The organism is Vreelandella hamiltonii (genome assembly GCF_014651775.1).
Classification (GTDB): domain Bacteria; phylum Pseudomonadota; class Gammaproteobacteria; order Pseudomonadales; family Halomonadaceae; genus Vreelandella; species Vreelandella hamiltonii.
On the sequence record NZ_BMXN01000012.1, the window covers coordinates 69,816 to 95,581 of the forward strand.

Genomic DNA, 25,766 nt, shown 5'->3' on the forward strand with positions numbered 1-25,766 from the left:
TGGCTTTACTCCTTTTTGCCCTTAACAGCGAAAAAGAGCGGCGCGTAAAGTGATTCGGTCAGTGTGGCAAAAGTGTGCCCGTTGGCCTGCTCGAAAAACAGCCGCTCGAATCGGGGCCACTGGTGGCTCAAGTACGCGCTTTGCGCGGCTTCGCCGGTGACCTTGTAACCCCCTTCATAGGCGGCTTCGGCGGCAGCAAAGGCGTCGCTGTCTCGGCCTTTCTCCTGCGCTATCTCCGGCGTGCCTTGCTTGGCCAGCCAGGCAAAACCGGCCTGTGGGGCCAGCGGCAGCGGGGTTTGCTGGCCCGCTTGCCAGGCGGCGAGCTGAGTTTCCAGGTGCTGGCGGGCGGTGTCGGCGGCTACGGGTTCCAGCGTGACATGACCGGCTTTGGAAAGTAGCAGGGAGGTCATCGGGCCGCTGAGGTTGCCTGCCAGGTGGGCAACCCAAGGGCGCAGCAGGTGGCTCCAGCGGTACTGGCCGCGCCCGCTGCCCTGGCTGATCAGGCTGCTGCTGAGCAGCAGCAGGCGGCAGCGCTGGCCTGCCTCATCCTGGCGCAGCTCGCCCAGGGGTTCTTCCAACGTGAGGCCGTGGGCCTCGAACTGCACCTGTGCGTCTGGCAGCGCGTGCGGCCACGCCGTGAGTGCTTCTTCGTAGGCGTTGAACAACTCTTCCATGGGGTCGGCGAGGGCATCGCGCATGCGCTCGCCGAAGGCACCCATGGCCAGTACCCCTTGGCCTTGAAAGCGCTCCAACGCGTCGTGCAGCGCCTCGATACGCGGTTGGCCGTGGTCCACTGCGTGGCGCTGGGCGGCAATCAGCTGGTCCTGGAGCTGCCAGTTTTGCAGGCCATCCAGCGCGAAGGGCTCGGCGTCCAGCTCGGCGATTGCCTCCTGCTCGAAATAGACCCCCAGCCGGGTATTGAAGAAGCTGCGCACCGGCTCGCGCAGAAAGCCGCCCAACTGCGCCAGCGAGAGGCTGGTGGGGGCGTTTTCCGGCGCGGGTAGCATGCGCTCCACCGCGGGCGGCGTGCGGGGGGCGTGCACTTCCCGCCATTCGTGGGCGTAGGTGAACAGGCGGCTGGCCGGTTGGTTGAAGTAAGCGCGGCTGAACGGCTGCAGCGGGTGTTCGGTGGTGAGACTTTCCAGCAGCGGCGCGCCGGTGTGCGTTTGCCAGCCAGCCTCCAGGTGGTCGCGCAACTGGCCCACCAGTACCGAGGGGGGCAGCGGGGAGTTGTCGATCTGGCTGCGGCCCATCCAGCTGATGTAGAGCTGGTCCCGGGCGGAGAGCAGCGCTTCGAGAAACAGGTAGCGGTCGTCTTCCCGGCGGGAGCGGTCGCCGGGACGGTAGTCGCTGCCCATCAGGTCGAAATCCAGCGGTGGCTGGGAGCGGGGGTAGTCGCCGTCGTTCATGCCCAGCAGGCACACCCGCTTGAAGGGGATGGCGCGCATGGGCATCAGGGTGGCGAAGTTGACCGCTCCGGCCAAAAAGCGCTGGGAAAGGCTGTGTTCATCGATTTGTGCCAGCCAGTGTTCGCGCACCATGGAGAGCGGCAGCGGGTCGTCGAGTTCTGCTTCCTGGCTGCTTTCCAGCATCTGCTGCAAGCCGTTTTCCAGCTTGGTGAGCATGATGCTTTCCTGGGCATCGTCGGTGAGGAAGAAGGTTTCCAGCAGTGCCCGCAGCCGCGCCACCCAGGTGGCGGCATCGGTGGGTTGGCAGAAGGTTTCCCAAGTGGCGTCGAGTTTTTCCAGCAGCGTGGCCAGCGGCCCTGCCAGGCTCGCTTCCAAGCCGCCAATATCATCGAAGGGCTCGATGCCTTGCCAGGCGTGGCCGTCGCCCACGGTGTAGCCCAGCAGCAGGCGGCGCAGGCCGAAGGCCCAGGTGTTCTGGCTCAGCCCGCTGGGCAGCTCCAGCCGCTGGCGTTGCTGGGCGTTCAGCCCCCAGCGGATGCCCGCGCCTTCCATCCAGCGCTCCAGCACCGGCAGGTCGCGCTCTTCCAGGCCAAAGCGCTGGCGCAGGGCGGGCACTTCCAGCAGGTCGAGCACATCGCTGACCGTCAGGCGCAGCTCTGGCAGGCGCAGCAGTTTTTCCAGCGCGATCATCAGCGGCAGGCGGTGGCGGCTGGCCTGGTCGGAGAGCGTATAGGGAATATGCCGCGGGTCGTCCGTGGGCAGCTGGCCAAATACCGCTTCGATGTGCGGGGCGTAGCGGTCGATGTCCGGCACCATGACGATGATATCGCGCGGACGCAAGGCCGGGTCGGCGCTGAAGGTGGCCAGCAGCTGGTCGTGGAGAATCTCCACCTCACGCTGGGGGCCGTGGGCAATATGAAACACGATGGAGTCATCGGTGGCGGACAGCGCTGGCCACTGGGCTTGGGTTTCTGCCACCGGGCGCAGCTCGCGGATATCGTCTTGCAGCTGGCTGAGCAGGCAGTGGCGCTCCTCGCCGCTGAACGGCTCGAACATATCGATGCGCAGCGCCTGCTGCTCGAAAAGCGTTTGGTAGTTGCCCGCATCGTCGTGCTCATCGAGCAGCCGTAGATAGTCGCGGCCCTGCTTGCCCCAGGCGGCCAGCAGCGGCTGGGCGTGCAGGTGCAGGGCGTCATCGGCATCGCCGGTGCCCAGCACGTCCAGCGTGTCGGGCATGCCGGTCTTGCGCCGCTGGCGATAGCGCTGGGCGCGCAGCAGGTCTTTGTGTTCGATGATGTCTGCCCAGTAGAACTGGCAGGGGTTGTGCACGCACAGCACGATCTGGCAGCAGCGGGAGAGCGCCGCCAGCGCTTCCAGGGTTTGCTGAGGCAGTGACGAAATACCGAAAATGATCAGCCGCCGGGGCAGCCCTGGCGGGCAGGCCTGGCCTTCCAGCTGTTCGGTGGCCTTCAAAAAGCGCTGGTGTACCTGGGCGCGGCTGCTGTTCAGCCCGGCATCACCTTGGGTGGCGGCCACATCGTCACGCAGGATGCGCCACAGCGCAGGCTGCCAGCACTGGTGCTCTTCCAGCGGGCGGTGTTCGCCTCGGGCGGTAATCAGCACATCGTGGCCGTTGGCCCAGGCGTCCAGCCAGTCGGCGCGGTACACCTGGTACTGGTCGAAGAGATCCGCCAGCCGCTCGGCCAGCTGGTAATGCTTGCGCTGATCGCGGTCGGTTTCCAGAAACTGCGCCAGTGGTTCGAACACCGGCTGCCCGGCCAGGGTGGGCAGCAGGCGCAGCAGCCGCCACACCAGGCGCGATTTATCGAACGGCGAGGTTTCCGGCACGGCGTCGGCATCGTGGGAAACGTGGGTGAGCACCCGGCGGTAGGCCTGCCATAAAAACCGCGCGGGCAGCATCACGTCCAGCGCCGCTGCAATGCCCGCACCGCCGTTGCCGGGGTCTTCCGCCAGCGCAAGCTTCAGCCACTGCCCAATGCCGTTGCTCTGAACCAGAATGGTTTCGTTCTCCAGCGGCCCCAGCGGGTGCAGGCGCATCCACTCCACCGCCAGCCCCCGCAAGTCCTCCAGGCGATTGGCGTGTACCACCATGAACCCGGGGGTGAGCGAAGTGGGGGAGAGCAGGGCATTGGCAGGCATACGGCGGCGTTCCTTCACGGCAATCGGCGTCTCGGGGATGCGGTCACGCTATGGTGCCATAAGATGGAGGTTGTCGTGTGTCTCTGGAGTAGGAACTTTTACACATCCTGAGTTATCATAAAAGATAACTTGATCGGAGCTGTGCTATGGAGTGGCAGGTTGAGTTTTACCCAGGCGTAGAGCAAGAAATTTTAAGCATGCCACCCAAAATACAGGCCAGAATGCTTCGGTTGCTGGAGATGGTAGAGCAGCATGGTGCTCACTTAGGGCCTCCTCACACGGAGTCCATGGGTGACGGCCTGTTTGAGATTCGAGCAAAGGCACAAGAGGGGATTGGCCGTTCCTTGTTCTGTTACGTGCATGGGAAACACATCGTCGTCCTGCACGCATTCGTCAAGAAAAGCCAGAAAACGCCGCGTCAGGCGTTAACATTAGCGCGGACAAGACAGCGCGAGGTGCAGTCATGATGAACTTAAAGGCACTAAAAGAGCAGGCGCTTCAGAACCCTGAGGTGAAGGCGGAATATGAACGTCTGGCACCGGAGTTTGCATTGGCCTCCACGCTTATTTCAATGCGCCAGCGTGCCGGGCTGACTCAGGAAGAGCTTGCCAAACGTCTGGAGACGCAGAAAAGTAACATTAGCCGCCTGGAGCGAGGAAGCAGTAACCCCGGTTGGAAAACGTTGCAGCGCTATGCAGATGCCTGCGGCTTCGAGCTGACGGTACATGTGGAACCACAAAAACAACCCTCCCACTAGACAACCAATCGCTCCCATGACGGCGGCCTTTCGTGCGTCATTGGTTCAAGCCGAAAGTCACCGGAGTCTTCTAAAGCTGCCGATGGGAGGGCGAGCATCATTACCAAAAGGAGCGGCTTACGGCGCTTCTTCTTCCTTGAACGCCTTCAATCCGCCTTCGATATTCACCACTTGGGTATAGCCCAGTTGCTGCAGGGTGTCGGCGGCCAGGGCGCCGCGATTGCCGCCTGCGCAGTGGCACACAATGGGCGTGTCTTTATCGGGAATCGCTTCCTGGATGCGCATTTCCAGCGTGCCCCGGCTGATGTTGAGGGCGTTTTCGATATGCCCCTGCTCGTACTCTTCCTTGTCTCGCACGTCCAGCACCACGTGGCCCTGGGCGATGCGCTGTTTGGCATCGCTAGGCGATACCTGGGTGGTACGCTGTTTGGCGGCTTCTGCAAGGCGTAGAAACTCTTCTGAATGATGGGCCATGGGGTGCTCCTGGTAGGTGGCGTTGGAAGGAGTCTCAACGTTGCTCAACCGTCATGGGCATGTCAATAAAATCGTGTATGGTTATTGGCTGCCTGTTGTTCAACGTTGCAAGGAGCTGAGCTTATGTCGGAACCCCGTCCTTCCTCTGATACTGCCGTATCGCCTGCTCGCATTCGAGAGGTGTTCTGGGTCTTTTTGGCGCTGGGGCTTACCTCGTTTGGCGGGCCGGTGGCGCACTTGGGCTATTTTCGTACGGAGTTCGTGGCCCGCCGCCAGTGGCTCAGCGAGAAAGCCTATGCGGATTTGGTGGCGTTGTGCCAGTTCTTGCCCGGCCCGGCCAGCAGCCAGGTGGGGTTTGCCCTGGGCCTGCTGCGGGCTGGCCCCTGGGGGGCGGCCATGGCCTGGCTGGCCTTCACGCTGCCTTCCGCGCTGGTGCTGGCGCTGTTCGCCATGGGGGCGGCGGTGCTGGATGGGCCGATGGCCAGCGGCATCATCCACGGCTTGAAAATCGTCGCGGTGGCCATCGTGGCCCATGCCGTATGGGGCATGGCGCGCAACCTTTGCCCGGATAAAACCCGGGCAGGCATTGCCCTGGCGGCGGTGTTTGCCGTGGCCATGGTCAGCGGCCCGCTAGGGCAGGTGAGTGCGATTGTGCTGGGGGGTATGGCAGGGCTGTTGCTCTGCCGCGAAAGCGCTCAGGGCGAGCTGGCGGATTCGCTGCACTTTGCGGTGTCGCGCAAGGTGGGCTTGATCTCTCTGGGGCTGTTCGTGGCGCTGCTGGTGCTGTTGCCGCTGCTGGCGGGCGGCGCCATGTGGCTGGCGGTGGTGGATGCCTTCTACCGCTCGGGGGCGCTGGTGTTTGGGGGCGGCCACGTGGTGCTGCCGCTGCTGGAAGCCGAAGTGGTGCAGTCGGGCTGGATCACGGCGGATGAGTTCTTGACGGGCTATGGCGCCGCACAGGCCGTGCCGGGGCCATTGTTCACCTTTGCGGCTTACCTGGGTGCACTGCTGCCTGGGCTGCCCAGCGTGGTTGGTGCAGTGCTGGCGCTGCTGGCGATTTTCATTCCCGGCTTCCTGCTGCTGGTGGGCGTGCTGCCGTTCTGGAACCGTTTTCGCCAATGGGGCAGTGCCCAGGCGCTCATGCGCGGTGCCAATGCGGCCGTGGTGGGGATTCTGGGGGCTGCGCTCTACGACCCCGTCTGGACCAGCGCGGTGGTGGGCCCGTACGAGTTTGCCCTGGCGCTCACGGGCTTTTTGCTACTGACCGTGTGGAAGCTGCCAGCCTGGCTGATGGTGATCGTGGTGGCCTTGGGTGGGGTAGTGATGGCGGCGTGAAGCGCGGCACCTGACATGAACGATTCGCCCCACGAGCGTGGGGCGATCAGGCATTACCTATATACAGCGCACGCCTATGGTATACAGCGCACGCCTATGGTGCAGTACAGGTGTGGTGCCGAGGTGTGATGGGGAAGTGACGTCGAGGCTGCGGCTATGGCGCCTCCAGCTCTAGGGTGCGACGCAGGACATTGAGTTCATCGATGTCCAGATGCTCCAGCCTTCCGGCGAGCAGGTCGCTGATCTTCTGTACTGGCAAGCCTGCCCGGCGGGCAATTTCTCGGCTTCCCAGGTCTGATACGGCGATCAGACGTGTGATGATGCGCATGAGGCGCGTGCGTTTTTCCAGTTCCCTGACGTCGAGGTCAGGGCTGCTTCGCGGAGGATCCTGCACTTCTGCGTGAGCAGTCGAGTATGCCGTACTCATGTGACTCCATGGGTCTGAAATGACAAACACACAATGCCGCCAACTCACGCGCTTTTCAATGCCTATTTAGATGAAAATTTCACGACCATGAGACAGCCCGCAAACGCGCTGGCTCTGGTAAACTATGCCCCTTCCCATTTTTTCAATGAGCCGCAGCCTGTACGCGGCTCGTTCCACTGTTTTTCGCTAGAACAGGCCATGGGCCGAGGAGTTATTGCATGTCGAACAGCGCACCCAAGGTGGGCGTGATCATGGGGTCGAAGTCGGATTGGCCGGTCATGGAGCACGCGGTGGCGATGTTGGAACGGCTGGGTGTTGCCTACGAAACCCGCGTGGTCTCGGCACACCGTACCCCGGACCTGCTGTTCGACTATGCGAAAAGCGCAGCGGAACGTGGCCTTCAGGTCATCGTGGCGGGCGCTGGCGGTGCGGCGCACCTGCCGGGCATGGTGGCCTCGCAAACGGCGCTGCCGGTGCTGGGTGTGCCGGTAGAGTCCAAGGCCTTGAAGGGGCTGGATTCGCTGCTCTCCATTGCACAAATGCCGGGTGGCATTGCCGTGGGCACGCTGGCCATCGGTAAAGCCGGGGCCACCAATGCGGGGCTGCTGGCGGCGCAAATCGTCGGCTTGCAGGACAGCGCCGTGCGTCAGGCCGTCGAGGCCTTCCGAGCAGAGCAAACGCAGCTGGTGCTGGATAACCCGGACCCCCGCCCGGATGCGCCTGCGGCCAGCGAATCGGCACAATAGGAAGCCCATCATGAGCGTGCATAGCAATCGCGTAAAACACATTGGCGTACTGGGTGCCGGGCAACTGGGCCGTATGCTGGCGTTGGCGGGCTACCCGCTGGGTAACACGTTTACCTTTCTGGACACCACCGGCAACCCCAGCGCCGGTATCGGTGAGGTGGTGGTCGACCCGGATAACCAGCATCTGGCAGCGTTCCTCGACAAGGTCGATGTGGTGACCTACGAGTTCGAGCACCTGCCCGTGGCGCTGGTGCAGCAGATCGAACAGCACAAGCCGGTCTACCCCAGCAGCCGTGCCATTGCCGTGTGCCAGAACCGCGTGGAAGAGAAGGCGCTGTTCGACCGGCTGGGCATCCCGACGCCTGCCTACCGGGTGGTGGAGAGCGCCGAGCAGCTGCAGGCCGCTGCCACTGAGCTGGGCTGCCCCGTAGTGGCCAAATCCGTCACCGAAGGGTACGACGGCAAGGGCCAGGCGGTGCTGAAAGCGCCAGAGCAGGCCCAGGCCGCCTGGGAGTCGATTGGCCATTCCCGGTTGATCGTGGAAGCCTTCGTCGATTTCGTGCGCGAAGTGTCGCTGATTGCCGTGCGTGGCCGCGATGGGGAAGTGGTGTTTTACCCCATGGCAGAGAACCAGCACGTAGACGGCATTCTGCGCTATTCGGTGGCGCCGCTGCCCGACCTGGACGACAGCGTTCAGCAAACCGCCGATGGCTACATTCGTGCGCTGCTGGATGAGCTGGATTACGTGGGCGTGCTGGCGCTGGAGCTGTTCCAGACCCGCGACGGTAGCCTGCTGGCCAATGAGATGGCCCCGCGGGTGCATAACTCCGGCCACTGGACCATGGACGGCGCGGTGACCAGCCAGTTCGAAAACCATCTGCGGGCCGTACAGGGCTTGCCGCTGGGTTCGACTCAGGCGATTGGCCCCACCTGCATGGTCAACGTGATTGGGCAAGAGGGAGACAACCCCGCGCTGCTGGCGATTCCCCATACCCACCTGCATCGCTACGACAAGGCCGAGCGGGCGGGGCGCAAGCTGGCCCACGTGAACGTCGTGGCGGCCAGCCATGCAGAGCTGCTGGAAAAAGTACGCGCCTGCCAGGCACTGCTGCCGGGTGCCCCGGCGGTCGAGTGGAGCTTTGCCGACACGCTCTGAGCCGTGCGTTCGATGGCTGTCATGCTCTCTTCAAAGCCGCCCTTCGAGGCGGCTTTTTCATGTTCGAAGGCTACTTTTGCTGCGTAAACATGCTAAAAGATAAGGCGTGATAAAACGTTTGTATTAATCAATAAGATTGGCCCATAGGCCAACGAAAACGGGGGTTCTATGTCGCCCAGCAAGCCAGCGGCGCCGACAGCAACTGCGTCAGGGTTACGCAGCGGCTACCAGCGCGATCACCATCTCACCCTGCAACAGCTGCGCGGAGAAAAAGTGCGGTTGTTGTATGACAACCTTTGGCAACCGGTGCTCAGTAGCGTTTTGGCGGGCGGGTTGCTGGTGGCGGCGATGTGGCCCGTGGTGGAAGGCTGGGTGCTGTTGGGTTGGTATGCTGCCTTGGTGGTGGTGTCGGGATTGCGTTTGGCGTTGGCTCACCGTTTCAAGCGCTTGCCGATTCAGCAGCAGCAACGGCACCGGTGGCTACGCTGGTTTGCCATGGGGGCCATTGTTTCCGGGGTGGTATGGGGCAGTACGGGAGTGCTGTTGTTCAGCCCTGAATATCCGGGGCAAATTGCGGCGCTGTCGATCGTGCTGGCCGGTATCGCGGCGGGAGGCGTCACGACGCTGTCATCGGTGTGGTGGGTGGCCACTGGCTTCGTATTGCCCATCCTGTTGCCTTTGAAATTCCAGTTCATGCTGATGGGAACACCGCTTTCCGTGTTGATCGGGCTGATGCTGGTCCTGTTTCTGCTGCTGATCCTGATCACCAGCCGCCGCTTGAGCCGCACCATCCATGACAATATCGCCCTACGCGTTACCATGGCGGCCCGTGAAGCGCAGCTGAAGGAAAGCGAAAACCGTTACCGCTCGATTTTTCAGCACTCCCCTCTAGGTGTTTTGCACTTTGACGACCAGGGGCAGATCACCGACTGCAACAACAAGCTGCTGGAGATCCTGGGCGCCGAGCGTTCTCGTCTGCTGGGCTATCGCATGTTGGACCGTTCAGCCGACCGAAGCGTTGCCCGGGCCGTTTCCGCGGCGCTGGAAAAAGGCACCGGCTACTACGAGGGGACCTATCGGCTGCCCCAGGCCAGTGAGGGGACGCCGCTGCGAGCGTTCTTCAACGGCGTACATGGCATGGGCAACCGGATGATCGGTGGCGTGGCGATCATCGAAGACTTCACCGAGCGCAAGCGCAGTGAGGAGATCATTTATCGCCAGGCGTACTACGATGCGCTGACGGATTTGCCCAATCGGCGCCTGTTCATCGAGCGTATGGCAACGCTGTGCCAGGAGGAGGAGACGCCGCAGCGGGGTGGCCTGGTGATGTTCATGGACATGGACCGCTTCAAACTGATCAACGACACCCTGGGACATGCCGCGGGCGATGACCTGTTGGTGCAGGTGGCGCGGCGCTTGGAGTCATGCCTGCGCGACGGTGACATGGCCGCTCGGTTGAGTGGCGATGAGTTCGTGCTGCTGGCGCAGTTTTCAGAGCCTGATCTGGACAAGCTGAGCGCCCTGGCCGAGCAGTACATGCAGCGAGTGAAGCAGGCGCTGTCGGGGGAGTATCGGCTGGAGAGCCGCTGGGTAGAGGTGACCCCGAGTATGGGGTACACCTGCTTTGAAGCGTCTACCTGTGACCATGCCGAAGTGCTCAAGCAGGCCGATACCGCCATGTATCAGGCCAAGCTGGAAGGTCGTGATCTGCTGCGCCGCTACCAGCCCTGGATGCAGGACGAGGTCAATCGGCAGGTGGCAGAAAAGACGTTCAACCTGCCAGTTGGCCGCTGATCAATAGCCACAGGGCAATCAGGGCGAAGTGCCCCGGGTACCAGGCCAGCCACAGGCGGCGGGGCATGGCCAGCGCCACGGGCGGTACGCGCTGGGCGGCGCCCGCGGCCAGCATCAACACCAGAACGCAGGTGCCGACGGTAAAGGATTTGGCCATGTCCGACGCGTTCATCTGCCCGGCGATCCACAGCACCGGAAACGCTGCCAGACCCGCCCACAGCCGCGATTTGAGGGCATCGCGGGTTTCGCTGAGGGCCTGCATGGCAAACATGAACAGCGGAATCAGCAGCAGGCCGTTGTGGCCATACTCCACCCAGAAGCCCAGCAGATACCAGACGGTGACACACACGGCGGCCCCCAGCATCAGCCAGACCAGACCCAGCGTCTGTGCCTGATAGTGCTGCCACCCCTGGCGTACCAAGGCACCGAGTGCCAGGCCGCTGGCCAGCGTAAAGCAGACATTCAGGATAAACGCATCCGAGGCCCTGGGCATCATCATGTAGGGCACTTGTGCCGCGATACCGATGATCAGGATACGGCGCGCGTAGCGCAGCGGGTTGCGGGTGTTGAACAGGCCGTGCCAGGCCACCATGGCAGCAAACAGCGGAAAGGCAATGCGCCCAATCGAAGAGCCCGCCCAGCCCAGATCCCAGGCATCGGGCAGTACGTAGCGGGTCAGGTGGTCCACGGTCATGGTGAACAGCGCAAGCCACTGGCCCCAGGCGGTCCAATGGGACGAGGGGCGCATCGTCTCGGGTAGGCCCGTGGAGGGCGTTGCGTGTGCCGCTGAGTGTTCTGCCATGTTACCTCCTTGTAAAAGCGCATTATGCCATTAAAGACCCGCATTGGCTGAGCAAGTTCGCTGGGCGGCCTCAGGGCGCTCAGGGGGCGCTGAAAATCGGTTTGCCCAGCGCCCACACGTGGTCAATGGCCCAGCGGCCTTCGCTCAACACGATGAAATCGGCATCCGAGCCGGGTATCAGGCGGCCTTTTTGGGGAAGCTTCAAGGCATCGGCGGCGGTGGTGGTAGCACATTGCAGGGCGTGTTCCATGCGGATCTGGTGGTCGTTGACACACTCGCCCAACACGTCGAACAGGCTGCTGAGTCTGCCGGGTTTCAGGCCCACGAAACGGCGCTGGTCATCGAACTCTGGCAGCGAGGCGTTGGCGTCCGAGGAGAGGCTGAGCTGGCTCGGGTCGATCCGCGCTTTCAGTGCCCGCGCTACCGCCTCGGAGGCGGGCACTTCGCCACCGGCCAGCAGCTCGGGGGTGGTGCTGGTGGTGAAATCGATGCGTCCGCCTTCACGGGCAAAGCGCAGGCCGTCTGCGAACAGTGCGCCGGTACGGTTGATGTGGGTCGGGTAGAACTGCGTGATGGGAATGGCGCTGGTGCTGGCCACCTGACGCAGTGGTTCCAGGTGGGAGTCGGCGTCGCCGGTATGAATGAACACGATGCCGGACTTGCCTGCCAGCAGCCCGGCCGTGCGGGCGTCGGAAGCCAGTCGCGTCAGCTCCTGGGTAGTGGGCTGGGAGCCACGGTGGTCGCTGATGGCCACTTCACCCACCCCGATGAATTCCGGCACGTAGAGAATGTCGCTGGCCACCGTGCCGGTCAGTGTGACCGGAGGCAGCTGATAAGAGCCGGTGTAGGCGTAGGTGCTCAGCCCACCGGCAGCGAGTTCTCGCGCCTTGCCGATCAGGTTGGCGGGGGTGCGGGTAAGGGCATCGGTGCCCAGAGCGCCAATCAGGGTGGTCACGCCTGAAGCGCAGGCGTCTGCCAGGCTGAGTTCTGCAGTGCGGTTGCCAAACCCGCCTTCACCGCCCCCGCCAATGTAGTGCACCAGCGGGTCGACCAGCCCCGGAATCACCCGACGGCCCTCCAGGTCGATGGTCTTGATCAGCGTGCCCAGTTGGTACGCTTCGTTGGCATCCAGCACGGCCGCGATGCGCTGGTCGGCGATCAGCAGGTGGCACAGCCCGCGGGGTTCTGGGGCAAAAAGCTGGGCGTTTTTGACAAGTGTCAGCATGGGCTTTCCGGAAAAGTGATGAGCAAACGTTACGCGCCGACCAAAGGCCGGCGCGTGTAGGCGGTGTGGCGCGGTTCAAGCGCGGCGACCGCCGATCTTACAAGCGTACATCGTAGTTGAAGTAACGGTTCATGATTTCATCATAAGTGCCGTTCTCTTTCACCGCACGCAGGGCGTCGTTGAAGCGTTCGGCGAGGGCCTCGTCACGGGGGCGAAATGCCATGCCAACGCCTTGGCCCAGGATTTCCGCGGGCTCTTTGATGAAGTCGCTGATGCGTTGGAAGTCGCTTTCGGGCGTGTCGATGTCGATGGCGGCTTCGGCAATCGGGTAGTCCATGAACGTCAGGTCCAGGCGGCCTGCCAGCAGGTCGGTGACCACATCGTCCACACCGGTATAGCGGCGGATTTCCAGCACGTCGCCGTAGAGTTCGGTGACATAGTTATCCTGCAGGGTTGCTCGCTGTACGCCGACCGTGAGCCCTTCCAGGCTGGCCCGGTCTTCGATGTCGATATCGTGGGCGTGGGTCGTGATCCAGGCGCTGGGAGTGGTGTAGTAAGCCTCGGAGAACAGCACACGCTGGGCGCGCTCGTCGGTAATCGCCATGGACGACATGATGGCGTCGTAGTTGCGGGCCAGCAGGCCGGGAATGATGCCGTCCCAGTCTTGTTCTACCCAGGTGCAGCTCACTTCCAGGTAGTCGCATACGGCATTGCCCAGCTCGATTTCAAAGCCGGTGAGGGTGCCGTCGGCTTCCCGGTACATGAAGGGCTCGTAGGGAATATCCACACCCAGACGGATCTCGTCGTAGTCCCGGGCCAGTGCGGCAGTGGATACCATGGAAAGTGAAGCACCAGCCGCCAGCACGGCAGCCACGGACAGCGTTGCATAACGCATGGTCAGTCTCCTGAAGCGATGTTAGTTAGGTATGCAGGTGTTGCTTTATGCCAAGCGCCGAAAGGGGCGGCTACAGCATGGGGTGCGCCAGGCGTGGGAGTGCCCTGCGTCGATCACGCATGGCAACATGCACGCACAGGGGCGTGTTTCGGCACGGGCGTGCCAAAGAGGGGGCTATTCGTCGAACCACTCGCTCAGGTAGAAGCGGGCAATGGTGCCACGGGTACCTGGGCGTTGCGCATGGGGCGCAGAGGGGAGTAGGCGGTCTGGAGTCATGGTATTGGCGTGCTGCCATGCCTTCCCTGAGGAAGGCATGGCGAGACGGTCAATGCTTACTCTTCGCCAAAGTAGCGAGTGTAGATTTCATCGTAGGTGCCGTCTTCCTGCAGTTCGGCCAGTGCTTCGTTGAAGCGCTCGGCCAGGGCCTGGTCGCGCTGGCGGAAGGCGATGCCAAAGCCGTCACCGAAGTACTCCTTGGGCTCGCTGATGCGCTCGCCTACGACCACGTACTCGGTATCTTCGTTGTTCAGCAGGGTGGACTGGCCGATCGGATAGTCGAGGAAGACGATATCCAGGCGCTGTGCCTGCATGTCCAGCACCATGTCGTCAGCGGTGGAGTAGCGGCTGACGCTGGCAATACGGCCGTACTGGTCGGTCACGTAGTTGTCTTGCAGGGTGCCGCGCTGTACGCCGATGGTCTTGCCGGCCAGGGTCTCTTCGTTGGCGTCACTGAGTTCCAGGCTGGCGGGGGCAAACCAGGCCGACGGCATGGTGATGTAGGGGTCGGAGAACAGCACCTGCTGACGACGCTCGTCGTTGATGGTCATCGACGACATGATGGCATCGTAGTTACGTGACATCAGGCCCGGAATGATGCCGTCCCACTCCTGCTCGATCCACTCGCAGGTCACGCCGATGCGCTCGCACAGGGCGTTGCCCAGGTCGATATCGAAGCCGGTCAGCTCGCCCTCGGGGGTGCGGTATTCCATGGGCTCGTAAGGTACGTCCACACCGATACGCACGTGGTCGTAATCACGGGCTTGGGCAGAAGACGCAGCAGCCACGGCCAGGCCCAGCAGAGAAACGGTCAGCAGTTTTTTCATTGTAGACTCCAAAGGAAGCAGGTTCACCAGAGGTGATCCCCTTTAAGCTACCCCAGCTTGCGGTTGGCGAAAAGGGGGATGACCTGAATTAAACCAACGCTTGTTTTACGTTGGCGTGCGTTGGATTTTTCGTCATGCTCAGGTTTGTGGCCGCAAATGTGCCAGCAGCCGTTTTTCCAGGTAACGGAAAAAATACAGAATGGCAAAAGTGAGGCACAGATAAATGGCCGCCACGAACAGGAAGGCATCGAAGGGGGCATAGAAGCGTGCATAGACGAAGCGTGCGGCCCCGGTCAGGTCCATCAGGGTGACGACGCTGGCAATGGCGCTGGCATGCAGCATGAAGATGACTTCGTTACCGTAGGCGGGCAGGGCACGGCGAAAGGCGCTGGGCAGGATGATACGGCGCATCATCAGGCTGTTGGACATGCCATAGGCCTTGGCGGCTTCGATTTCACCCCGTGAGGTGGCCTTGATGGCACCCCGGAAAATCTCTGTGGTGTAGGCTGCCGTGTTCAAGGTGAAGGCGATCAGTGCCGGGTAGAAGGCTTCGCGCAGCAGCGGCCACAGGAAGGTTTCCTGAATGCCATCGATGAACACCACCCCGTAGTAGATGATGTAGAGCTGAATGAGCAGCGGGGTGCCACGAAACACATAGGTATACACATAGACCGGCAGGCTGATCCATTTGTGCCGTGAGCTACGCATGATGGCCAGCGGGACAGCCAGGATCAGCCCGGCCACCAGCGAGAGGAACACCAGCTGTGTGGTGGTCACCAGGCCTTCCCAGTAGTAGCCCAGGGTGGTGGGGGTGAAGATCAGGTTACCCGCCAGTAAATCGTTGAACCATGCAGAGATGTCCAGCATGTCACTGCCCCCCGAAGCCGATGTCGTAACGTTTTTGCAACCGTGCGAAGACCCACTCGGAGACGCTGGCAATCAACAGATAGGCCGCCGCCACCGGGATCAGGAAGACAAACGGCTCGTGGGTGGCCCGAGAGGCTTCTGCCGCCACCCGCACCATGTCCGTCAGGCCGATCACCGACACCAGAGCGGTGGTCTTGAGCAGTACCATCCAGTTGTTGGAGAGGCCGGGCAGCGCATGACGCATCATCTGGGGAAAGCGAATACGCCGAAATACCAGTGCGTTGCTCATGCCGTAGGCCTTGCCTGCCTCGATCTGGCCATTGTCGACGGCCATGAATGCCCCGCGAAAGGTTTCGCCCATGTAGGCGCCGAAGATGAAGCCGATGGTGATGACACCGGCCGCGAAGGCGTTGAAGTTGATGTAGATGTCGATGTCGTAGCGGTCATAGAGCATATCGCTGATCGCATTGACCCCGATCTGCCCGCCGAAGAACAGCAGCATCATCAGCACCAGGTCGGGCACACCACGAATCACCGTGGTGTAGACCGTTGCGCTACGGCGCAATAGCCAGTTGCGGGACATTTTGGCGCTGGCGGTCAAGAGCCCCAGCACAATCGCCAGAATCAGCGAGAGGAGGGCCAACTGAACGGTCACGCCTGCGCCTTCCAGCAGGCGGGGGCCATAGCCTTGCAAATCAAGCATCGTGCATGCCTCGCAGGTCAGTATTTGGGCGCCAGAAACTGCTTCAGGCGCGGCGATTGCGGGTTGCCCAGCACGTCATCGGGCGTACCGGCTTCTTCCACGAGGCCCTGGTGCAGGTAGATCACCTTGCTGGACACGTCCCGGGCAAAGCTCATCTCATGGGTCACCACTACCATGGTGCGCCCTTCGTTGGCCAAATCGCGCATGACCTTGAGCACGTCGCCTACCAGCTCAGGGTCCAGCGCCGAGGTGGGCTCGTCGAACAGCATGACTTCCGGGTCCATGGCCAGCGCCCGGGCGATGGCGCCACGCTGCTGCTGGCCACCGGACATTTGCGCCGGGTAGGCGTTGGCACGCGCGCTGAGGCCGACTCGGTCGAGCAGAGCATGGGCGTGTTCGATGGCTTCTTTCTTGGGTTTACCCAGCACGTGAATCGGCGCTTCGATGATGTTTTCCAGCAGCGTCATGTGGGCCCACAGGTTGAAGCTCTGGAAAACCATGGAGAGCTTGGCGCGCATCTGCACGACCTGTTTCCAGTCGGCGGGTTCGCGGCCATGGCGGGTGGTCTTGAAGCGGATCTGTTCGCCGTGGACGATCAGGTCGCCGTCATCGGGCTGTTCCAGCAGGTTCATGCAGCGTAAAAAGGTGCTTTTGCCAGACCCTGAAGCACCAATCAGGGTGATCACATCACCTTTCTGGGCTTCAAGAGAGAGGCCTTTGAGGACTTCTGTATCGCCGAAGCGCTTTTTGATGTTACGCACTTCAAGGGGAGTCGGCGTAGCGGCCATAACTTAGGCTCCAGTACAGGGTTGCCGCAGCAACAACGAATGAGTGTCCGTGTTTCTGTGCGGCTGGCGCGAAAAAAGGGGCGATTCTATCAGGAGTGCGCCGGAGACGCGTACTTTATCAGGCCGACCTTGGTCGTGTTGCCTGAAGAGCACTCCTGATGGCCCCTCTACGTTATTGTTATCTAACTGCCTTTTTCATCAACGGGACTTTCTGTGGCTAGTTTGCCGTCCGTTCCGGCGCCACCAGCAAGGCGGCCCGAGCACCTATCTCGACTTGTGCGTTGGGAAACACCACATGCAGCGGCGTCTCTTCCACCACGAAGTCACCGGCGGCGGCATCCTTGGCCAGGCAGGTGCCGATATCGAAGCGGCTGAAGTTGGGCACGTCTTCATCGAAACACAGCGTGAAGTCTTCGGAGTGACGCATCAGTTCATGCTGCACCCGGTAGAATGCCATGGTGCTGGCCGACTGGGAGGGGGGCGTATAGCCGCTGCCCAGCGCACTGATCAACGTGAGCATGGGAGCCAGGGCGTCCATGTCGTTGTGGCCGAACGGGGCGACTTGCCCCAGCTCGAAGGTAAAGGCCTGGGCGCCATGGTAGTGCTTGCTGTAGTGAGAAAACGTCCAGCTATGTTGATGCTGGTGCAGCACGGCCTGCATGTCGGCAGCCGCCAACCACTCCCATTGTTCAGGGTCGGTCGCCGACTCGGCGAACGGCTCGACCGCGAAGCGGGTATGCAGGCTGCCGCGGATGGCGGTATGCAGGTCGTAATGCAACCGAGGCAGGGCGTGATGGCGGGCATAGAACGTATCCACGGCTTCCATCAGTTGGCGCGCCCGTTCGGGCTCGTCGCCCTGGTCGGCCAGTTCACGCTTGAACAAGCGATTCAAGTTGGTGGTGATGTAGCGCTGCTGGGCCTTGAGGGCGGGAATGTTGCCCAGAATCACCAGCACGGGAGCGCCCAGTTGCAGGGTGCTGGCTTCCAGAGCGGCCAGCCATTCGCCCAGCAGTTCTACCGGAGCGGTCTCGTTGCCATGAATGGCGGCAGAAAAGACACAGGCCCGGGCATCGGGGCGCAGAATGTTGGGCGTTAGCTCCAGTATGCCCGGTCGGTGCAGATGGTAGCTGCCGCTGGCAAAGCGGCCTATGCGTGGCGACGGGCGTTCATCGTCAAGGGTCCAGTCGAGCCATTGGCCTAGCATGAAAGTGTCCTTGTGCATGGGCATCTACTTGTGTTGCCCTACCTTTACCACGCTCAGCTCGTGTCACAAGGGGTGGCGTCGTGCGCGTGAAAATGGTCGGTGCGAGGATGAAAGTAACCCGTAAAAAAGCGCCCATGGCGTGAGCCACAAGCGCTTTGCAATACCGGGCGGGTAAGGCCGGGAGGTCAGCCCGACCGTTGGCGCTGCATTTCGTCCTGATACTCCTTGGCCAGCGTGGTTTTCTGGGCTTCCTGCAAGCCCCGACCGGCCAGTTGAAAGACTTCCTGTTCTTCTTCGTCCAGATGGTGGGTCACCAGATGCTGCAGCTGCTTGGCGTGGGTCAGCCAGTGGCTGGCACTGTAGTCGGTGTCGTCCAGCAGCTCGATCAGCTCATCGATCTCGTGGTGTTCGGCAACGCTGTGGCGCGCTTTTTCCTGGATGAGGTCGAGGTCCATCATCGGAATATACAGAGCCCGCTCTTCGGCGTTGGCATGGTACTTCAGCTCCGCCCGTACCCGTTGGTAAAGAGAGTCGCGGGCGTCGCTGTCACCGTGGGTCTCTACCAGTTGGGCCAACAGGTCACGCTGAATATCGTGGTCTTTACGCAGTGCTTCGAAAATGGTCATGCCTGGCTCCTTGGCGTTGTACCCGAATGAAACGGCAAACAAGTTGAATATAAAAAAATTAGTGCCGAAGTGGCAAAAGTGCAAGGTGCCCACATCGATGAAATCGATTCAGAGCGTCGAAAACTTTCGCTGATAAGTGGCTGGGGCTGGACTATGGTGTAACCAGTCCTTGCTGCCCGTCTGGGGTAGCGTGTCATCACCTGAAAGGAGTGAGCCATGACGAAGGTATTGGTACTGTATTACTCGATGTATGGGCACATCGACACCCTGGCGGCCGCCGTGGCAGAAGGCGCCGAGGGCGTGGAAGGGGTCGAGGTCACCGTCAAGCGCGTACCGGAAACCATGCCGGAAGACGCGTTCAAGAATGCCGGCGGCAAGCAGGACTTCACTACTCCGGAAGCCACGCCCGGGGAGCTGGCCGACTACGATGCCATCATCTTCGGCACGCCGACGCGCTTTGGCAACATGGCTGGGCAGATGCGTACCTTCCTCGACCAGACCGGCGGGCTATGGGCGAAGGGCGCACTGCGTGGCAAGGTCGCCAGCGTGTTTACCTCCACCGGCACCGGGGGCGGCGACGAGATGACCATCACGTCGACCTGGACCACCTTGGCCCACCACGGCATGGTCATCGTGCCGATTGGTTACGGCATCGAAGAGCAGTTCGATATCTCGAAGGTCAGCGGCGGCACGCCCTATGGCGCGGCGACGCTGGCAGGCGGCGACGGTTCGCGTCAGCCGGATGACCGCGAGCTGAAAATTGCCCGTTTCCAAGGTAAATACGTGGCTGAAGTCGCTGCCAAACTGGCCAGCTAACGCTCAGCGCGCACAGTGTGAACGCCTGCCCCGTTGAGGGCAGGCGTTCGCGCTTTTACAACTGCCGTTTCAACCACTACCGTTTCAACCACCTTTACCAACCATTTTTACCAACCACTTTTACCAACCACATCGATCAACGACATGGCCAGTGGGGCCTGGCGTTAGCCTTGGCCGCGCAGGCGCTCGGCAATGGCCTTGCCCAGGCTTTCCGTGGTGCCCTGGCCGCCCACGTCGCGGGTGAGCACCTGCGGGTTCCCTTCACTGAGCACGGCTTCGATGGCCTCGACCATGGCGTCGGCAGCTTCCTTGTGTCCCAGGTGTTCCAACATCATGGCGCCTGACCAGATTTGGCCGATAGGGTTGGCAATGCCCTTGCCCGCAATGTCGGGTGCGCTGCCATGAACCGGCTCGAACAGGCTGGGGAACTTGCCTTCCGGATTGATATTGGCGGAAGGCGCAATGCCGATGGTGCCGGTGCAGGCCGGGCCCAGGTCGGAGAGGATGTCGCCGAACAGGTTGCTGCCCACGACCACGTCGAACCAGTCAGGGTGCAGCACGAAGTTGGCTGTGAGGATGTCGATATGGAACTTGTCGACGTTGATATCCGGGTACTGCCTGGCCATCTCGGCGACCCGCTCGTCCCAGTAGGGCATGGTGATCGAGATGCCGTTGGACTTGGTGGCCGAGGTGAGCTTCTTGCGTGGTCGCGTCTGGGCCAGGTCGAAGGCGTATTTCAAGACTCGGTCGACCCCGGTGCGGCTCATCACGGTTTCCTGAATGACGATCTCCCGCTCGGTGCCTTCGAACATCTTGCCGCCGATGCTGGAGTATTCGCCTTCGGTGTTTTCACGCACCACGTAGAAGTCGATATCCCCCGGGGCGCGACCGGCCAGCGGGCTCTTGATGCCCGGCATCAGTTTGCAGGGGCGCAGGTTGATGTATTGATCGAACTGGCGGCGGAACTGCAGCAGCGAGCCCCACAGGGAAATATGGTCAGGCACTTTGTCCGGCCAGCCCACGGCGCCATAAAACAGCGCATCAAAGCCCTTGAGCTGCTCGTACCAGTCATCCGGCAGCATCTTGCCGTGCTCGAGGTAGTAGTCGCAGTTACCGAACTCAAAGGTGGCGAACTCCAGCGCGAGGTCGAAGCGCTCGGCCACCGCTTCCAGTGCGCGAATACCTTCCGGCATGACTTCGGTGCCGATGCCGTCGCCAGCGATGACTGCAATCTGATGGGCCATGGGGCCTCCTTTTTTTATGGTCGTGTGAAAGGCGTACCGTTCATGCAGTGTAGCGGCTGTTGGCGATGAGATAATCAGGCTACTATTCAAGCCATTGTTGCTTTCAGGTGTAGAATCTCATGGCTCCACTGGACGATCTGGCGTTTTTTCAGCAGTTGGCTCGAGCGGGCAGCCTGACGGCAACGGCCCGCGAGTTGGGTATTTCCCTCTCGGCGGTGAGTAAACGGCTGAAGCAGCTGGAGGCGCGGCTGGGGGTGTCGCTGGCGGCGCGCACCACCCGCCGCCTGACACTGACCGCCGAAGGCGAGCGCTATCTTGCCCAGGGCAGCCTGATTCTCGATGAGCTGGACGCCCTGGAGAGTGACCTGCTCGATGCGGCCAGCCAGGGGCTGCAGGGGCGGTTGCGGGTCAATGCCACCTTTGGCTTTGGGCGACGCCACATTGCGCCGCTGCTGTCACGCTTCTGCGTTCAGCATCCGAGCATCGAGAGCTGGCTGGAGCTGACCAACTTTCCCCTCAATCTCAGCGACCACGGGTTCGATGTGGGGATTCGCATTGGCGAACCGCCGGATTCACGGCTGGTGGCTCGGCGTATCCTGCCCAATCGGCGCATGCTCTGTGCGTCGCCGAGCTACCTTGCCAACATGCCCGCTCTGCGTACGCCGCAGGACCTGGCGCAGCACCGCTGCCTGTTGATCCGCGAGAACGATAGTGACTTTGCGCTGTGGCGCTTCGAGCAGCGCTCCGCAGCGCGGCGCCAGCAATCGGTCAAGGTCAGTGGCCACCTGGCCAGTAACGATGGCGAAGTGGTGACCCGACTGGCGCTGGATGGCCATGGCGTCATGCTGCGCTCCTGGTGGGATGTCAACGAACACCTGGCCAGTGGCGAGCTGCGGCTGCTGCTGCCCGAGTGGCAGGGCGTACGGGCAGACTTCTATGCGGTGTTCGAGCAGCGCCGCCATACCCCGGCCCGCATCCGTGCACTAATCGATTTTCTCCAGCAGGAGATCGCGGGCCGAGTACCTGCGTTGCCTGACGCTGAGTAGGTGCTGTGCAGGCGAGCATGGCAGAGACTAGCGGCCGGGGCAGCGCTCGTCTTGAACCACATCGATCAGCTCGTCGGTGGGGAAGTCCAGCTCGGCGGCTTGCTGGCGCAGGCGTGCTTCCAGCTCGCTATCCAGCGTGGGTGTGCGTGCCAGAATCCATAGGTAGTCTCGGTTCGGGCCGGAGACCAGCGCCCACTGATAGTCATCATCCAGTGCCAGCACGTTGTAGCCGCCGTAGAACGGGCCAAAGAAGCTCACCTTCAGGCGGCCAACGCTCTCATCGTCGATGAAATAGGCCCGGCCTTCGGCTTCGTCCCAGCTGCCTTCTGCCAGGTTGTAGCCCCGGTTGATGACCCGCACACCGCCATCGTCGCGCAGGCTGTAGTTGGCGGTCACGCAGTCCAGGCCGCGCTCGAAGGAGTGGTCCAGGCGAGCGATTTCATACCACTCCCCGAGGTACTGATCGAGTTCGAACCCGGTGACGGCCTCGGTGCCATCGGGGATGCCCGTGCATCCGGCCAGCAGCACGCTTGAGACACAAAGCGCCGATGCCGTTGCCAGTTTCCTTGGCGACAGTAGGGAATAGCGCATGACGACCTCCATGTGAACGGTTCCTTGTAAGCGGTGGGAATGTCGCCATTCAATTTAACAGCGAGGCGACGCCACCGCCATGGCGGCGATGACCTGTGGTGAGTTTTATGGGTGCGCGGCGAAATAGGCTATGGTTGAACGAAACGTTTGGGTTTGACGACACCCATGCTTGTTTGCAGGCCCACCATGACAAAGGAGTGTTTATGTGGCACCAACAAGAGATTCACCTGCCCGACATGCCCAGGGGCTTCCATCTGATCACTGATGAGATTGCTCGGGCACTGCCCTGCCTCGAAGAGTGCCATCAGGGGCTGGTGCACTTACAGCTTCTGCATACCTCGGCCTCCTTGACCTTGAACGAAAACAGCGACCCGGATGTGCGCCACGATCTGAACGCCTTTCTGCGTCGCTTGGTGCCCGAAGGGCTGGATTACTTTCGACATACCCTGGAAGGGCCGGACGACATGCCTGCCCACGTGGTGTCCAGCCTGCTGGGTACCCAGCTTTGCCTGGCCGTGCGGGATGGGCGTTTGGCGCTGGGCACCTGGCAAGGCATCTGGCTGGGCGAGCATCGCGAACAGGGCGGGCCCAGAAGAATCCTGGCGACCATTACGGGCTGCTGAGCATGGCGCAGCGTTTCTTTCCGTGTATGGACTAATTTGCCATTTTTCTTGCCATTTTGGTGCAGCCGTGAAGAATGATGCGCCTTCACTTTATTCAATCAAGGTTGATTAACCATGGATGCGACACTTTCATCCCTGTTGACGGCGGTCGTGGATCGCAGCAACGGGCTGTTATGGGGCAGCGTACTGATTTATCTGCTCATTGGGGCAGGTCTCTATTTTACCGTGATGACACGGGGAATTCAGATTCGCTATTTTGGCCACATGTTCAAACTGCTGCGCACCTCGCGGCAATCCAATGGCGGGATCTCCTCCTTTCAGGCGCTCTCGACCAGCCTGGCGGCCCGAGTGGGAACGGGGAACCTGGCCGGGGTGGCGGTCGCCATTTATTTCGGTGGCCCAGGGGCGATTTTCTGGATGTGGATGACCGCCATGGTGGGCATGGCGACCAGTTTCGTGGAGTCCACGCTGGCGCAGGCCTACAAGACCGACCACGGCGACAATACCTTCCGTGGCGGCCCGGCTCGCTATATCGAGCGTGGCCTTGGGCTGCGCTGGCTGGCGGTGCTGTTTTCGATCTGCCTGATCATTGCCTTCGGTCTGGCCTTCAATAGCGTGCAGGCCAACTCCATTGCCCAGGCCATGGAGCAGGCGTTTGCCATTCCCACCTGGGCCATGGGGCTGGTGCTGATGGCCGTCGTGGCGCCGATCATCTTTGGCGGCTTGAAGTCGATTGCCAAGGTGGCCGAGCTGGTCGTGCCGCTGATGGCCCTGCTGTATCTGGTGCTGGCGCTGATCGTGGTGGCCATGAATATCGCCGACCTGCCCGCTGCGCTGCTGACCATCGTGCAGAGCGCCTTCGGCATCGAGCAGGCCGCCGGCGGGGCCATGGGCTATGCCATTTCCCAGGCCATCATCAACGGTATTCAGCGTGGCCTGTTCTCCAACGAGGCGGGCATGGGCTCTGCTCCCAACGCGGCGGCCACGGCCAGCACTCGGCCGGATCATCCGGCGGCCCAAGGGTTCATCCAGATGCTGGGGGTCTTCCTGGATACGCTGGTGATCTGTACCGCCACGGCGGCCATCATCATCATGGCGGGCCCAGAGCTGCTGGCCAGTGAGGAGAGCAACGGCATCCAGCTGACGCAGATGGCGCTCACCAGCCATGTGGGCGAATGGGGCGGCATGTTCATTGCGGTAGCGATTCTGCTGTTTGCGTTCACGTCCGTGATTGCCAACTACTCTTACGGTGAGTCCAACATCGAATACCTGGCTGGCCGCAGGGCACCGCTGGCGGTGATGCTGTATCGTCTGGCCGTGCTGGGCATGATCATGGTGGGCTCGGTGGCCAGCCTGGGAGCCATCTGGAATTTTGCCGACCTTTCCATGGGTATGATGGCGATTATCAACCTGGTGGCCATTCTGATGCTGTCGCCCATTGCCTTTGCGCTGTTCAAGGATTACGACGCGCAGCTGAAGGCGGGCAAGGAGCCGGTGTTCGACCCGAGCCAGTTCCCCAAACTGGCCAACAAGGTGGACCCCAAGGCCTGGCCCAAAAAGCCCTGAACGCGTCATGAAAACGCCCCGCCCGTGTTGCCGCCATGGCCACGGAGCGGGGCTTTTTTAAGGTCATTGCATTCTAGCGAGACAGTGAAGCCATTCCCGGAAAAGTGCGATGAACCTTGTTGATGGCGGATTGTGGGAGGCCAATTTCATTGGGCGACTGTCTGAGCAGGCACCCCTATCAAGCTGGGTGCCGGAATCATCGCGAGCTGAAGCTCCCTCCCACAACCTGAGCAAGCACCTTGCCTGAATCACCTTGTGGGAGGCCAATTGATTCACGCGAGTCTGCGTAGAACCTTTTTTTATGGAGCACGATTCGATTTTGTCGAATGAACGGCGGAAAACGTTGCGCTTTTGCTTATTGGAAAGCGCCTTAGAATAGCGCCATCTCTTTAATCTTTGGCAAGGAATCTTACGATGGCAACTCGTACTCTGTTGGTCACGTCTTCCGTTCTGGGTGAAAACGGCCAGTCCAATGCGTTGGCGAACCATTTTCAGCAGCAGGTCGCTGCCCGTGGCGGCGTGGAGGTCAGCCACCGCGACGTGGTGGCCAATGCGCTGCCCCACCTGGACATCGAAGAGCTGGGCGCATGGCAAACCCCCGCTGACGAGCGCAGCGACGCCCAAAAAGCACTGGCGGCCCGCTCCGATGAGCTGCTGGCCGAGCTGCGTTCCCACGACGTGCTGGTGCTGGCGGTGCCGATGTACAACCTGGGAATTCCTTCGCAGTTGAAAGCGTGGTTCGACCGCGTGCTGCGCGCTGGTGAAACGTTCCGCTATACTGAAACTGGCCCGCAGGGGCTGCTGGAAGGTAAGCGCGCCATCATCCTGGCGGCCCGGGGTGGCCAATACGCTGGCACCGAGTTCGATAGCCAGACCCCGCACCTGAAAACCATGCTGGGCCTGATGGGCATCAGCGATGTGGACGTGGTGTTCGCGGAAGGCCTCAACATGGGTGACGCCCAGCGTGATAGCGCACTGAAAGAAGCCTTCCAGGCCATCGATCAACTGGTGGATGGCCTGTAAGCCACTTCACCTTGGAGTTCACGCATTCGAGGTAGCCATGCCGCGTCCCGAGCTGTTGGAGCAGATCTATACCATCGTCGATCAGATCCCGGCGGGGCGGGTGACCACTTATGGGCGCGTGGCCAGCATGACCGAAGGGGCCTCGCCGCGCATGGTGGGGTCTGCCATGCGACACTTGCCCGAGGGGCACCAGGTGCCCTGGCACCGCGTGATTGCGGCATCGCTGACGTTGGCCGACCATGGCGGCGCGGCGCGCCAGCACCAGAAGTTGCGTGACGAGGGCGTGGTGTTCGATGCCAAGGGCAGGGTGCCTGCCCATCTGGTATGGCCGGATTAGCACAGCCGTTTCTTATCCAGCCATCACGGCAGCCGAAGGCTTACTCTTC

26 protein-coding genes are annotated in these 25,766 nt (G+C 61.7%); 12 read left to right on the forward strand and 14 right to left on the reverse strand.

The window, feature by feature from the left end:
• Positions 1–5 precede the first annotated feature (5 nt).
• Positions 6–3,569 carry an exodeoxyribonuclease V subunit gamma gene (recC, locus tag IE091_RS11450; protein WP_189463690.1) on the reverse strand — a complete coding sequence of 1,188 codons (3,564 nt, stop codon included), beginning with the start codon at positions 3,567–3,569 and terminating at the stop codon, positions 6–8.
• A 146-nt stretch (positions 3,570–3,715) separates the two neighbouring features.
• On the opposite strand from recC, the gene IE091_RS11455 reads away from it, so the two are divergent.
• On the forward strand, positions 3,716–4,036 hold the full coding sequence (locus IE091_RS11455) for a type II toxin-antitoxin system RelE/ParE family toxin (protein ID WP_189463691.1): 321 nt from the start codon (positions 3,716–3,718) through the stop codon (positions 4,034–4,036).
• A complete protein-coding gene (locus IE091_RS11460) occupies positions 4,033–4,326 on the forward strand; it encodes a helix-turn-helix domain-containing protein (RefSeq protein ID WP_229800821.1) in 294 nt (97 codons plus the stop codon). Before IE091_RS11455 ends, IE091_RS11460 begins: the two co-directional genes overlap by 4 nt.
• A 117-nt stretch (positions 4,327–4,443) precedes the next feature.
• On the opposite strand, the gene IE091_RS11465 is transcribed toward IE091_RS11460, so the two are convergent.
• Positions 4,444–4,800: a rhodanese-like domain-containing protein gene (locus tag IE091_RS11465; RefSeq protein WP_039175970.1), complete on the reverse strand. Its 357-nt coding sequence runs from the start codon at positions 4,798–4,800 to the stop codon at positions 4,444–4,446.
• A gap of 123 nt (positions 4,801–4,923) precedes the next feature.
• On the opposite strand from IE091_RS11465, the gene chrA reads away from it, so the two are divergent.
• On the forward strand, positions 4,924–6,135 hold the full coding sequence (gene chrA / locus IE091_RS11470; RefSeq protein ID WP_189463692.1) for a chromate efflux transporter: 1,212 nt from the start codon (positions 4,924–4,926) through the stop codon (positions 6,133–6,135).
• A gap of 154 nt (positions 6,136–6,289) precedes the next feature.
• Here the strand turns inward: chrA and IE091_RS11475 are convergent, their stop codons facing one another.
• A complete protein-coding gene (locus IE091_RS11475) occupies positions 6,290–6,562 on the reverse strand; it encodes an XRE family transcriptional regulator (RefSeq protein ID WP_016916522.1) in 273 nt (90 codons plus the stop codon).
• Between the two features lie 218 nt (positions 6,563–6,780).
• Here IE091_RS11475 and purE point away from each other — a divergent pair, with 218 nt between their 5' ends.
• The 3 genes from purE (at position 6,781) to IE091_RS11490 (ending at position 10,258) form a co-directional block, all read left to right on the forward strand.
• Entirely contained in the window at positions 6,781–7,308 is a 528-nt protein-coding gene (gene purE / locus IE091_RS11480; RefSeq protein ID WP_016916523.1) for a 5-(carboxyamino)imidazole ribonucleotide mutase, read from the forward strand.
• Positions 7,309–7,318: 10 nt separating this feature from the next.
• Positions 7,319–8,464 carry a 5-(carboxyamino)imidazole ribonucleotide synthase gene (locus tag IE091_RS11485; protein WP_189463693.1) on the forward strand — a complete coding sequence of 382 codons (1,146 nt, stop codon included), beginning with the start codon at positions 7,319–7,321 and terminating at the stop codon, positions 8,462–8,464.
• Positions 8,465–8,632: 168 nt separating this feature from the next.
• Positions 8,633–10,258 (forward strand): diguanylate cyclase domain-containing protein, encoded by a 1,626-nt coding sequence (locus IE091_RS11490; RefSeq protein WP_189463694.1) that lies wholly within the window; start codon positions 8,633–8,635, stop codon positions 10,256–10,258.
• On the opposite strand, the gene IE091_RS11495 is transcribed toward IE091_RS11490, so the two are convergent.
• The 9 genes from IE091_RS11495 to IE091_RS11535 all read right to left on the reverse strand — a co-directional run bounded on the left by IE091_RS11495 (position 10,236) and on the right by IE091_RS11535 (position 18,471).
• Positions 10,236–11,060, reverse strand: coding sequence for a TraX family protein (locus tag IE091_RS11495; protein ID WP_189463695.1), 825 nt, complete (start codon positions 11,058–11,060; stop codon positions 10,236–10,238). The two genes, IE091_RS11490 and IE091_RS11495, sit on opposite strands and share 23 nt — an antisense overlap.
• A gap of 79 nt (positions 11,061–11,139) precedes the next feature.
• On the reverse strand, positions 11,140–12,285 hold the full coding sequence (iadA, locus tag IE091_RS11500) for a beta-aspartyl-peptidase (RefSeq protein ID WP_096921242.1): 1,146 nt from the start codon (positions 12,283–12,285) through the stop codon (positions 11,140–11,142).
• A gap of 97 nt (positions 12,286–12,382) precedes the next feature.
• Positions 12,383–13,180 carry a transporter substrate-binding domain-containing protein gene (locus tag IE091_RS11505; protein ID WP_100731299.1) on the reverse strand — a complete coding sequence of 266 codons (798 nt, stop codon included), beginning with the start codon at positions 13,178–13,180 and terminating at the stop codon, positions 12,383–12,385.
• A gap of 332 nt (positions 13,181–13,512) precedes the next feature.
• Positions 13,513–14,283, reverse strand: coding sequence for a transporter substrate-binding domain-containing protein (locus tag IE091_RS11510; RefSeq protein ID WP_100731298.1), 771 nt, complete (start codon positions 14,281–14,283; stop codon positions 13,513–13,515).
• 138 nt (positions 14,284–14,421) lie between these two features.
• Positions 14,422–15,150 carry an ABC transporter permease gene (locus tag IE091_RS11515; RefSeq protein ID WP_081135305.1) on the reverse strand — a complete coding sequence of 243 codons (729 nt, stop codon included), beginning with the start codon at positions 15,148–15,150 and terminating at the stop codon, positions 14,422–14,424.
• A gap of 1 nt (position 15,151) precedes the next feature.
• The gene (locus tag IE091_RS11520) at positions 15,152–15,853 is read right to left on the reverse strand and encodes an ABC transporter permease (RefSeq protein ID WP_189463696.1); all 702 of its coding nucleotides are present in this window, start codon (positions 15,851–15,853) and stop codon (positions 15,152–15,154) included.
• 17 nt (positions 15,854–15,870) lie between these two features.
• Complete coding sequence (locus IE091_RS11525; protein ID WP_081135308.1) at positions 15,871–16,641, reverse strand: ABC transporter ATP-binding protein; 771 nt, start codon at positions 16,639–16,641, stop codon at positions 15,871–15,873.
• A 217-nt stretch (positions 16,642–16,858) separates the two neighbouring features.
• The gene (locus IE091_RS11530; RefSeq protein WP_189463697.1) at positions 16,859–17,845 is read right to left on the reverse strand and encodes a succinylglutamate desuccinylase; all 987 of its coding nucleotides are present in this window, start codon (positions 17,843–17,845) and stop codon (positions 16,859–16,861) included.
• A gap of 185 nt (positions 17,846–18,030) precedes the next feature.
• A complete protein-coding gene (locus IE091_RS11535; protein WP_189463698.1) occupies positions 18,031–18,471 on the reverse strand; it encodes a hemerythrin domain-containing protein in 441 nt (146 codons plus the stop codon).
• A 216-nt stretch (positions 18,472–18,687) separates the two neighbouring features.
• Here IE091_RS11535 and wrbA point away from each other — a divergent pair, with 216 nt between their 5' ends.
• A complete protein-coding gene (gene wrbA, locus IE091_RS11540; RefSeq protein ID WP_039181945.1) occupies positions 18,688–19,287 on the forward strand; it encodes an NAD(P)H:quinone oxidoreductase in 600 nt (199 codons plus the stop codon).
• A gap of 164 nt (positions 19,288–19,451) precedes the next feature.
• Here the strand turns inward: wrbA and IE091_RS11545 are convergent, their stop codons facing one another.
• A complete protein-coding gene (locus IE091_RS11545) occupies positions 19,452–20,531 on the reverse strand; it encodes a tartrate dehydrogenase (protein ID WP_189463699.1) in 1,080 nt (359 codons plus the stop codon).
• Positions 20,532–20,650: 119 nt separating this feature from the next.
• On the opposite strand from IE091_RS11545, the gene IE091_RS11550 reads away from it, so the two are divergent.
• Positions 20,651–21,577, forward strand: coding sequence for a LysR family transcriptional regulator (locus IE091_RS11550; protein ID WP_189463700.1), 927 nt, complete (start codon positions 20,651–20,653; stop codon positions 21,575–21,577).
• Positions 21,578–21,604: 27 nt separating this feature from the next.
• On the opposite strand, the gene IE091_RS11555 is transcribed toward IE091_RS11550, so the two are convergent.
• Complete coding sequence (locus IE091_RS11555; protein WP_081192811.1) at positions 21,605–22,168, reverse strand: lipocalin family protein; 564 nt, start codon at positions 22,166–22,168, stop codon at positions 21,605–21,607.
• Between the two features lie 203 nt (positions 22,169–22,371).
• Between IE091_RS11555 and IE091_RS11560 the strand changes: the two genes are divergently transcribed.
• The 4 genes from IE091_RS11560 to IE091_RS11575 all read left to right on the forward strand — a co-directional run bounded on the left by IE091_RS11560 (position 22,372) and on the right by IE091_RS11575 (position 25,717).
• Positions 22,372–22,791: a secondary thiamine-phosphate synthase enzyme YjbQ gene (locus tag IE091_RS11560; RefSeq protein WP_081192256.1), complete on the forward strand. Its 420-nt coding sequence runs from the start codon at positions 22,372–22,374 to the stop codon at positions 22,789–22,791.
• 114 nt (positions 22,792–22,905) lie between these two features.
• Positions 22,906–24,357 carry an alanine/glycine:cation symporter family protein gene (locus IE091_RS11565; RefSeq protein ID WP_189463701.1) on the forward strand — a complete coding sequence of 484 codons (1,452 nt, stop codon included), beginning with the start codon at positions 22,906–22,908 and terminating at the stop codon, positions 24,355–24,357.
• Between the two features lie 414 nt (positions 24,358–24,771).
• Positions 24,772–25,380 carry an FMN-dependent NADH-azoreductase gene (locus IE091_RS11570; protein ID WP_189463702.1) on the forward strand — a complete coding sequence of 203 codons (609 nt, stop codon included), beginning with the start codon at positions 24,772–24,774 and terminating at the stop codon, positions 25,378–25,380.
• 37 nt (positions 25,381–25,417) lie between these two features.
• On the forward strand, positions 25,418–25,717 hold the full coding sequence (locus IE091_RS11575; RefSeq protein ID WP_081192250.1) for an MGMT family protein: 300 nt from the start codon (positions 25,418–25,420) through the stop codon (positions 25,715–25,717).
• Positions 25,718–25,766 lie beyond the last annotated feature (49 nt).

What these genes read in the sequence shown, in the direction of transcription:
- recC (WP_189463690.1), bottom strand. Translation starts at nt 3,569, where the DNA reads ATGCCTGCCAATGCCCTGCTCTCCCCCACTTCGCTCACCCCCGGGTTC.
- IE091_RS11455 (WP_189463691.1), top strand. Translation starts at nt 3,716, where the DNA reads ATGGAGTGGCAGGTTGAGTTTTACCCAGGCGTAGAGCAAGAAATTTTA.
- IE091_RS11460 (WP_229800821.1), top strand. Translation starts at nt 4,033, where the DNA reads ATGATGAACTTAAAGGCACTAAAAGAGCAGGCGCTTCAGAACCCTGAG.
- IE091_RS11465 (WP_039175970.1), bottom strand. Translation starts at nt 4,800, where the DNA reads ATGGCCCATCATTCAGAAGAGTTTCTACGCCTTGCAGAAGCCGCCAAA.
- chrA (WP_189463692.1), top strand. Translation starts at nt 4,924, where the DNA reads ATGTCGGAACCCCGTCCTTCCTCTGATACTGCCGTATCGCCTGCTCGC.
- IE091_RS11475 (WP_016916522.1), bottom strand. Translation starts at nt 6,562, where the DNA reads ATGAGTACGGCATACTCGACTGCTCACGCAGAAGTGCAGGATCCTCCG.
- purE (WP_016916523.1), top strand. Translation starts at nt 6,781, where the DNA reads ATGTCGAACAGCGCACCCAAGGTGGGCGTGATCATGGGGTCGAAGTCG.
- IE091_RS11485 (WP_189463693.1), top strand. Translation starts at nt 7,319, where the DNA reads ATGAGCGTGCATAGCAATCGCGTAAAACACATTGGCGTACTGGGTGCC.
- IE091_RS11490 (WP_189463694.1), top strand. Translation starts at nt 8,633, where the DNA reads ATGTCGCCCAGCAAGCCAGCGGCGCCGACAGCAACTGCGTCAGGGTTA.
- IE091_RS11495 (WP_189463695.1), bottom strand. Translation starts at nt 11,060, where the DNA reads ATGGCAGAACACTCAGCGGCACACGCAACGCCCTCCACGGGCCTACCC.
- iadA (WP_096921242.1), bottom strand. Translation starts at nt 12,285, where the DNA reads ATGCTGACACTTGTCAAAAACGCCCAGCTTTTTGCCCCAGAACCCCGC.
- IE091_RS11505 (WP_100731299.1), bottom strand. Translation starts at nt 13,180, where the DNA reads ATGCGTTATGCAACGCTGTCCGTGGCTGCCGTGCTGGCGGCTGGTGCT.
- IE091_RS11510 (WP_100731298.1), bottom strand. Translation starts at nt 14,283, where the DNA reads ATGAAAAAACTGCTGACCGTTTCTCTGCTGGGCCTGGCCGTGGCTGCT.
- IE091_RS11515 (WP_081135305.1), bottom strand. Translation starts at nt 15,150, where the DNA reads ATGCTGGACATCTCTGCATGGTTCAACGATTTACTGGCGGGTAACCTG.
- IE091_RS11520 (WP_189463696.1), bottom strand. Translation starts at nt 15,853, where the DNA reads ATGCTTGATTTGCAAGGCTATGGCCCCCGCCTGCTGGAAGGCGCAGGC.
- IE091_RS11525 (WP_081135308.1), bottom strand. Translation starts at nt 16,641, where the DNA reads ATGGCCGCTACGCCGACTCCCCTTGAAGTGCGTAACATCAAAAAGCGC.
- IE091_RS11530 (WP_189463697.1), bottom strand. Translation starts at nt 17,845, where the DNA reads ATGCTAGGCCAATGGCTCGACTGGACCCTTGACGATGAACGCCCGTCG.
- IE091_RS11535 (WP_189463698.1), bottom strand. Translation starts at nt 18,471, where the DNA reads ATGACCATTTTCGAAGCACTGCGTAAAGACCACGATATTCAGCGTGAC.
- wrbA (WP_039181945.1), top strand. Translation starts at nt 18,688, where the DNA reads ATGACGAAGGTATTGGTACTGTATTACTCGATGTATGGGCACATCGAC.
- IE091_RS11545 (WP_189463699.1), bottom strand. Translation starts at nt 20,531, where the DNA reads ATGGCCCATCAGATTGCAGTCATCGCTGGCGACGGCATCGGCACCGAA.
- IE091_RS11550 (WP_189463700.1), top strand. Translation starts at nt 20,651, where the DNA reads ATGGCTCCACTGGACGATCTGGCGTTTTTTCAGCAGTTGGCTCGAGCG.
- IE091_RS11555 (WP_081192811.1), bottom strand. Translation starts at nt 22,168, where the DNA reads ATGCGCTATTCCCTACTGTCGCCAAGGAAACTGGCAACGGCATCGGCG.
- IE091_RS11560 (WP_081192256.1), top strand. Translation starts at nt 22,372, where the DNA reads ATGTGGCACCAACAAGAGATTCACCTGCCCGACATGCCCAGGGGCTTC.
- IE091_RS11565 (WP_189463701.1), top strand. Translation starts at nt 22,906, where the DNA reads ATGGATGCGACACTTTCATCCCTGTTGACGGCGGTCGTGGATCGCAGC.
- IE091_RS11570 (WP_189463702.1), top strand. Translation starts at nt 24,772, where the DNA reads ATGGCAACTCGTACTCTGTTGGTCACGTCTTCCGTTCTGGGTGAAAAC.
- IE091_RS11575 (WP_081192250.1), top strand. Translation starts at nt 25,418, where the DNA reads ATGCCGCGTCCCGAGCTGTTGGAGCAGATCTATACCATCGTCGATCAG.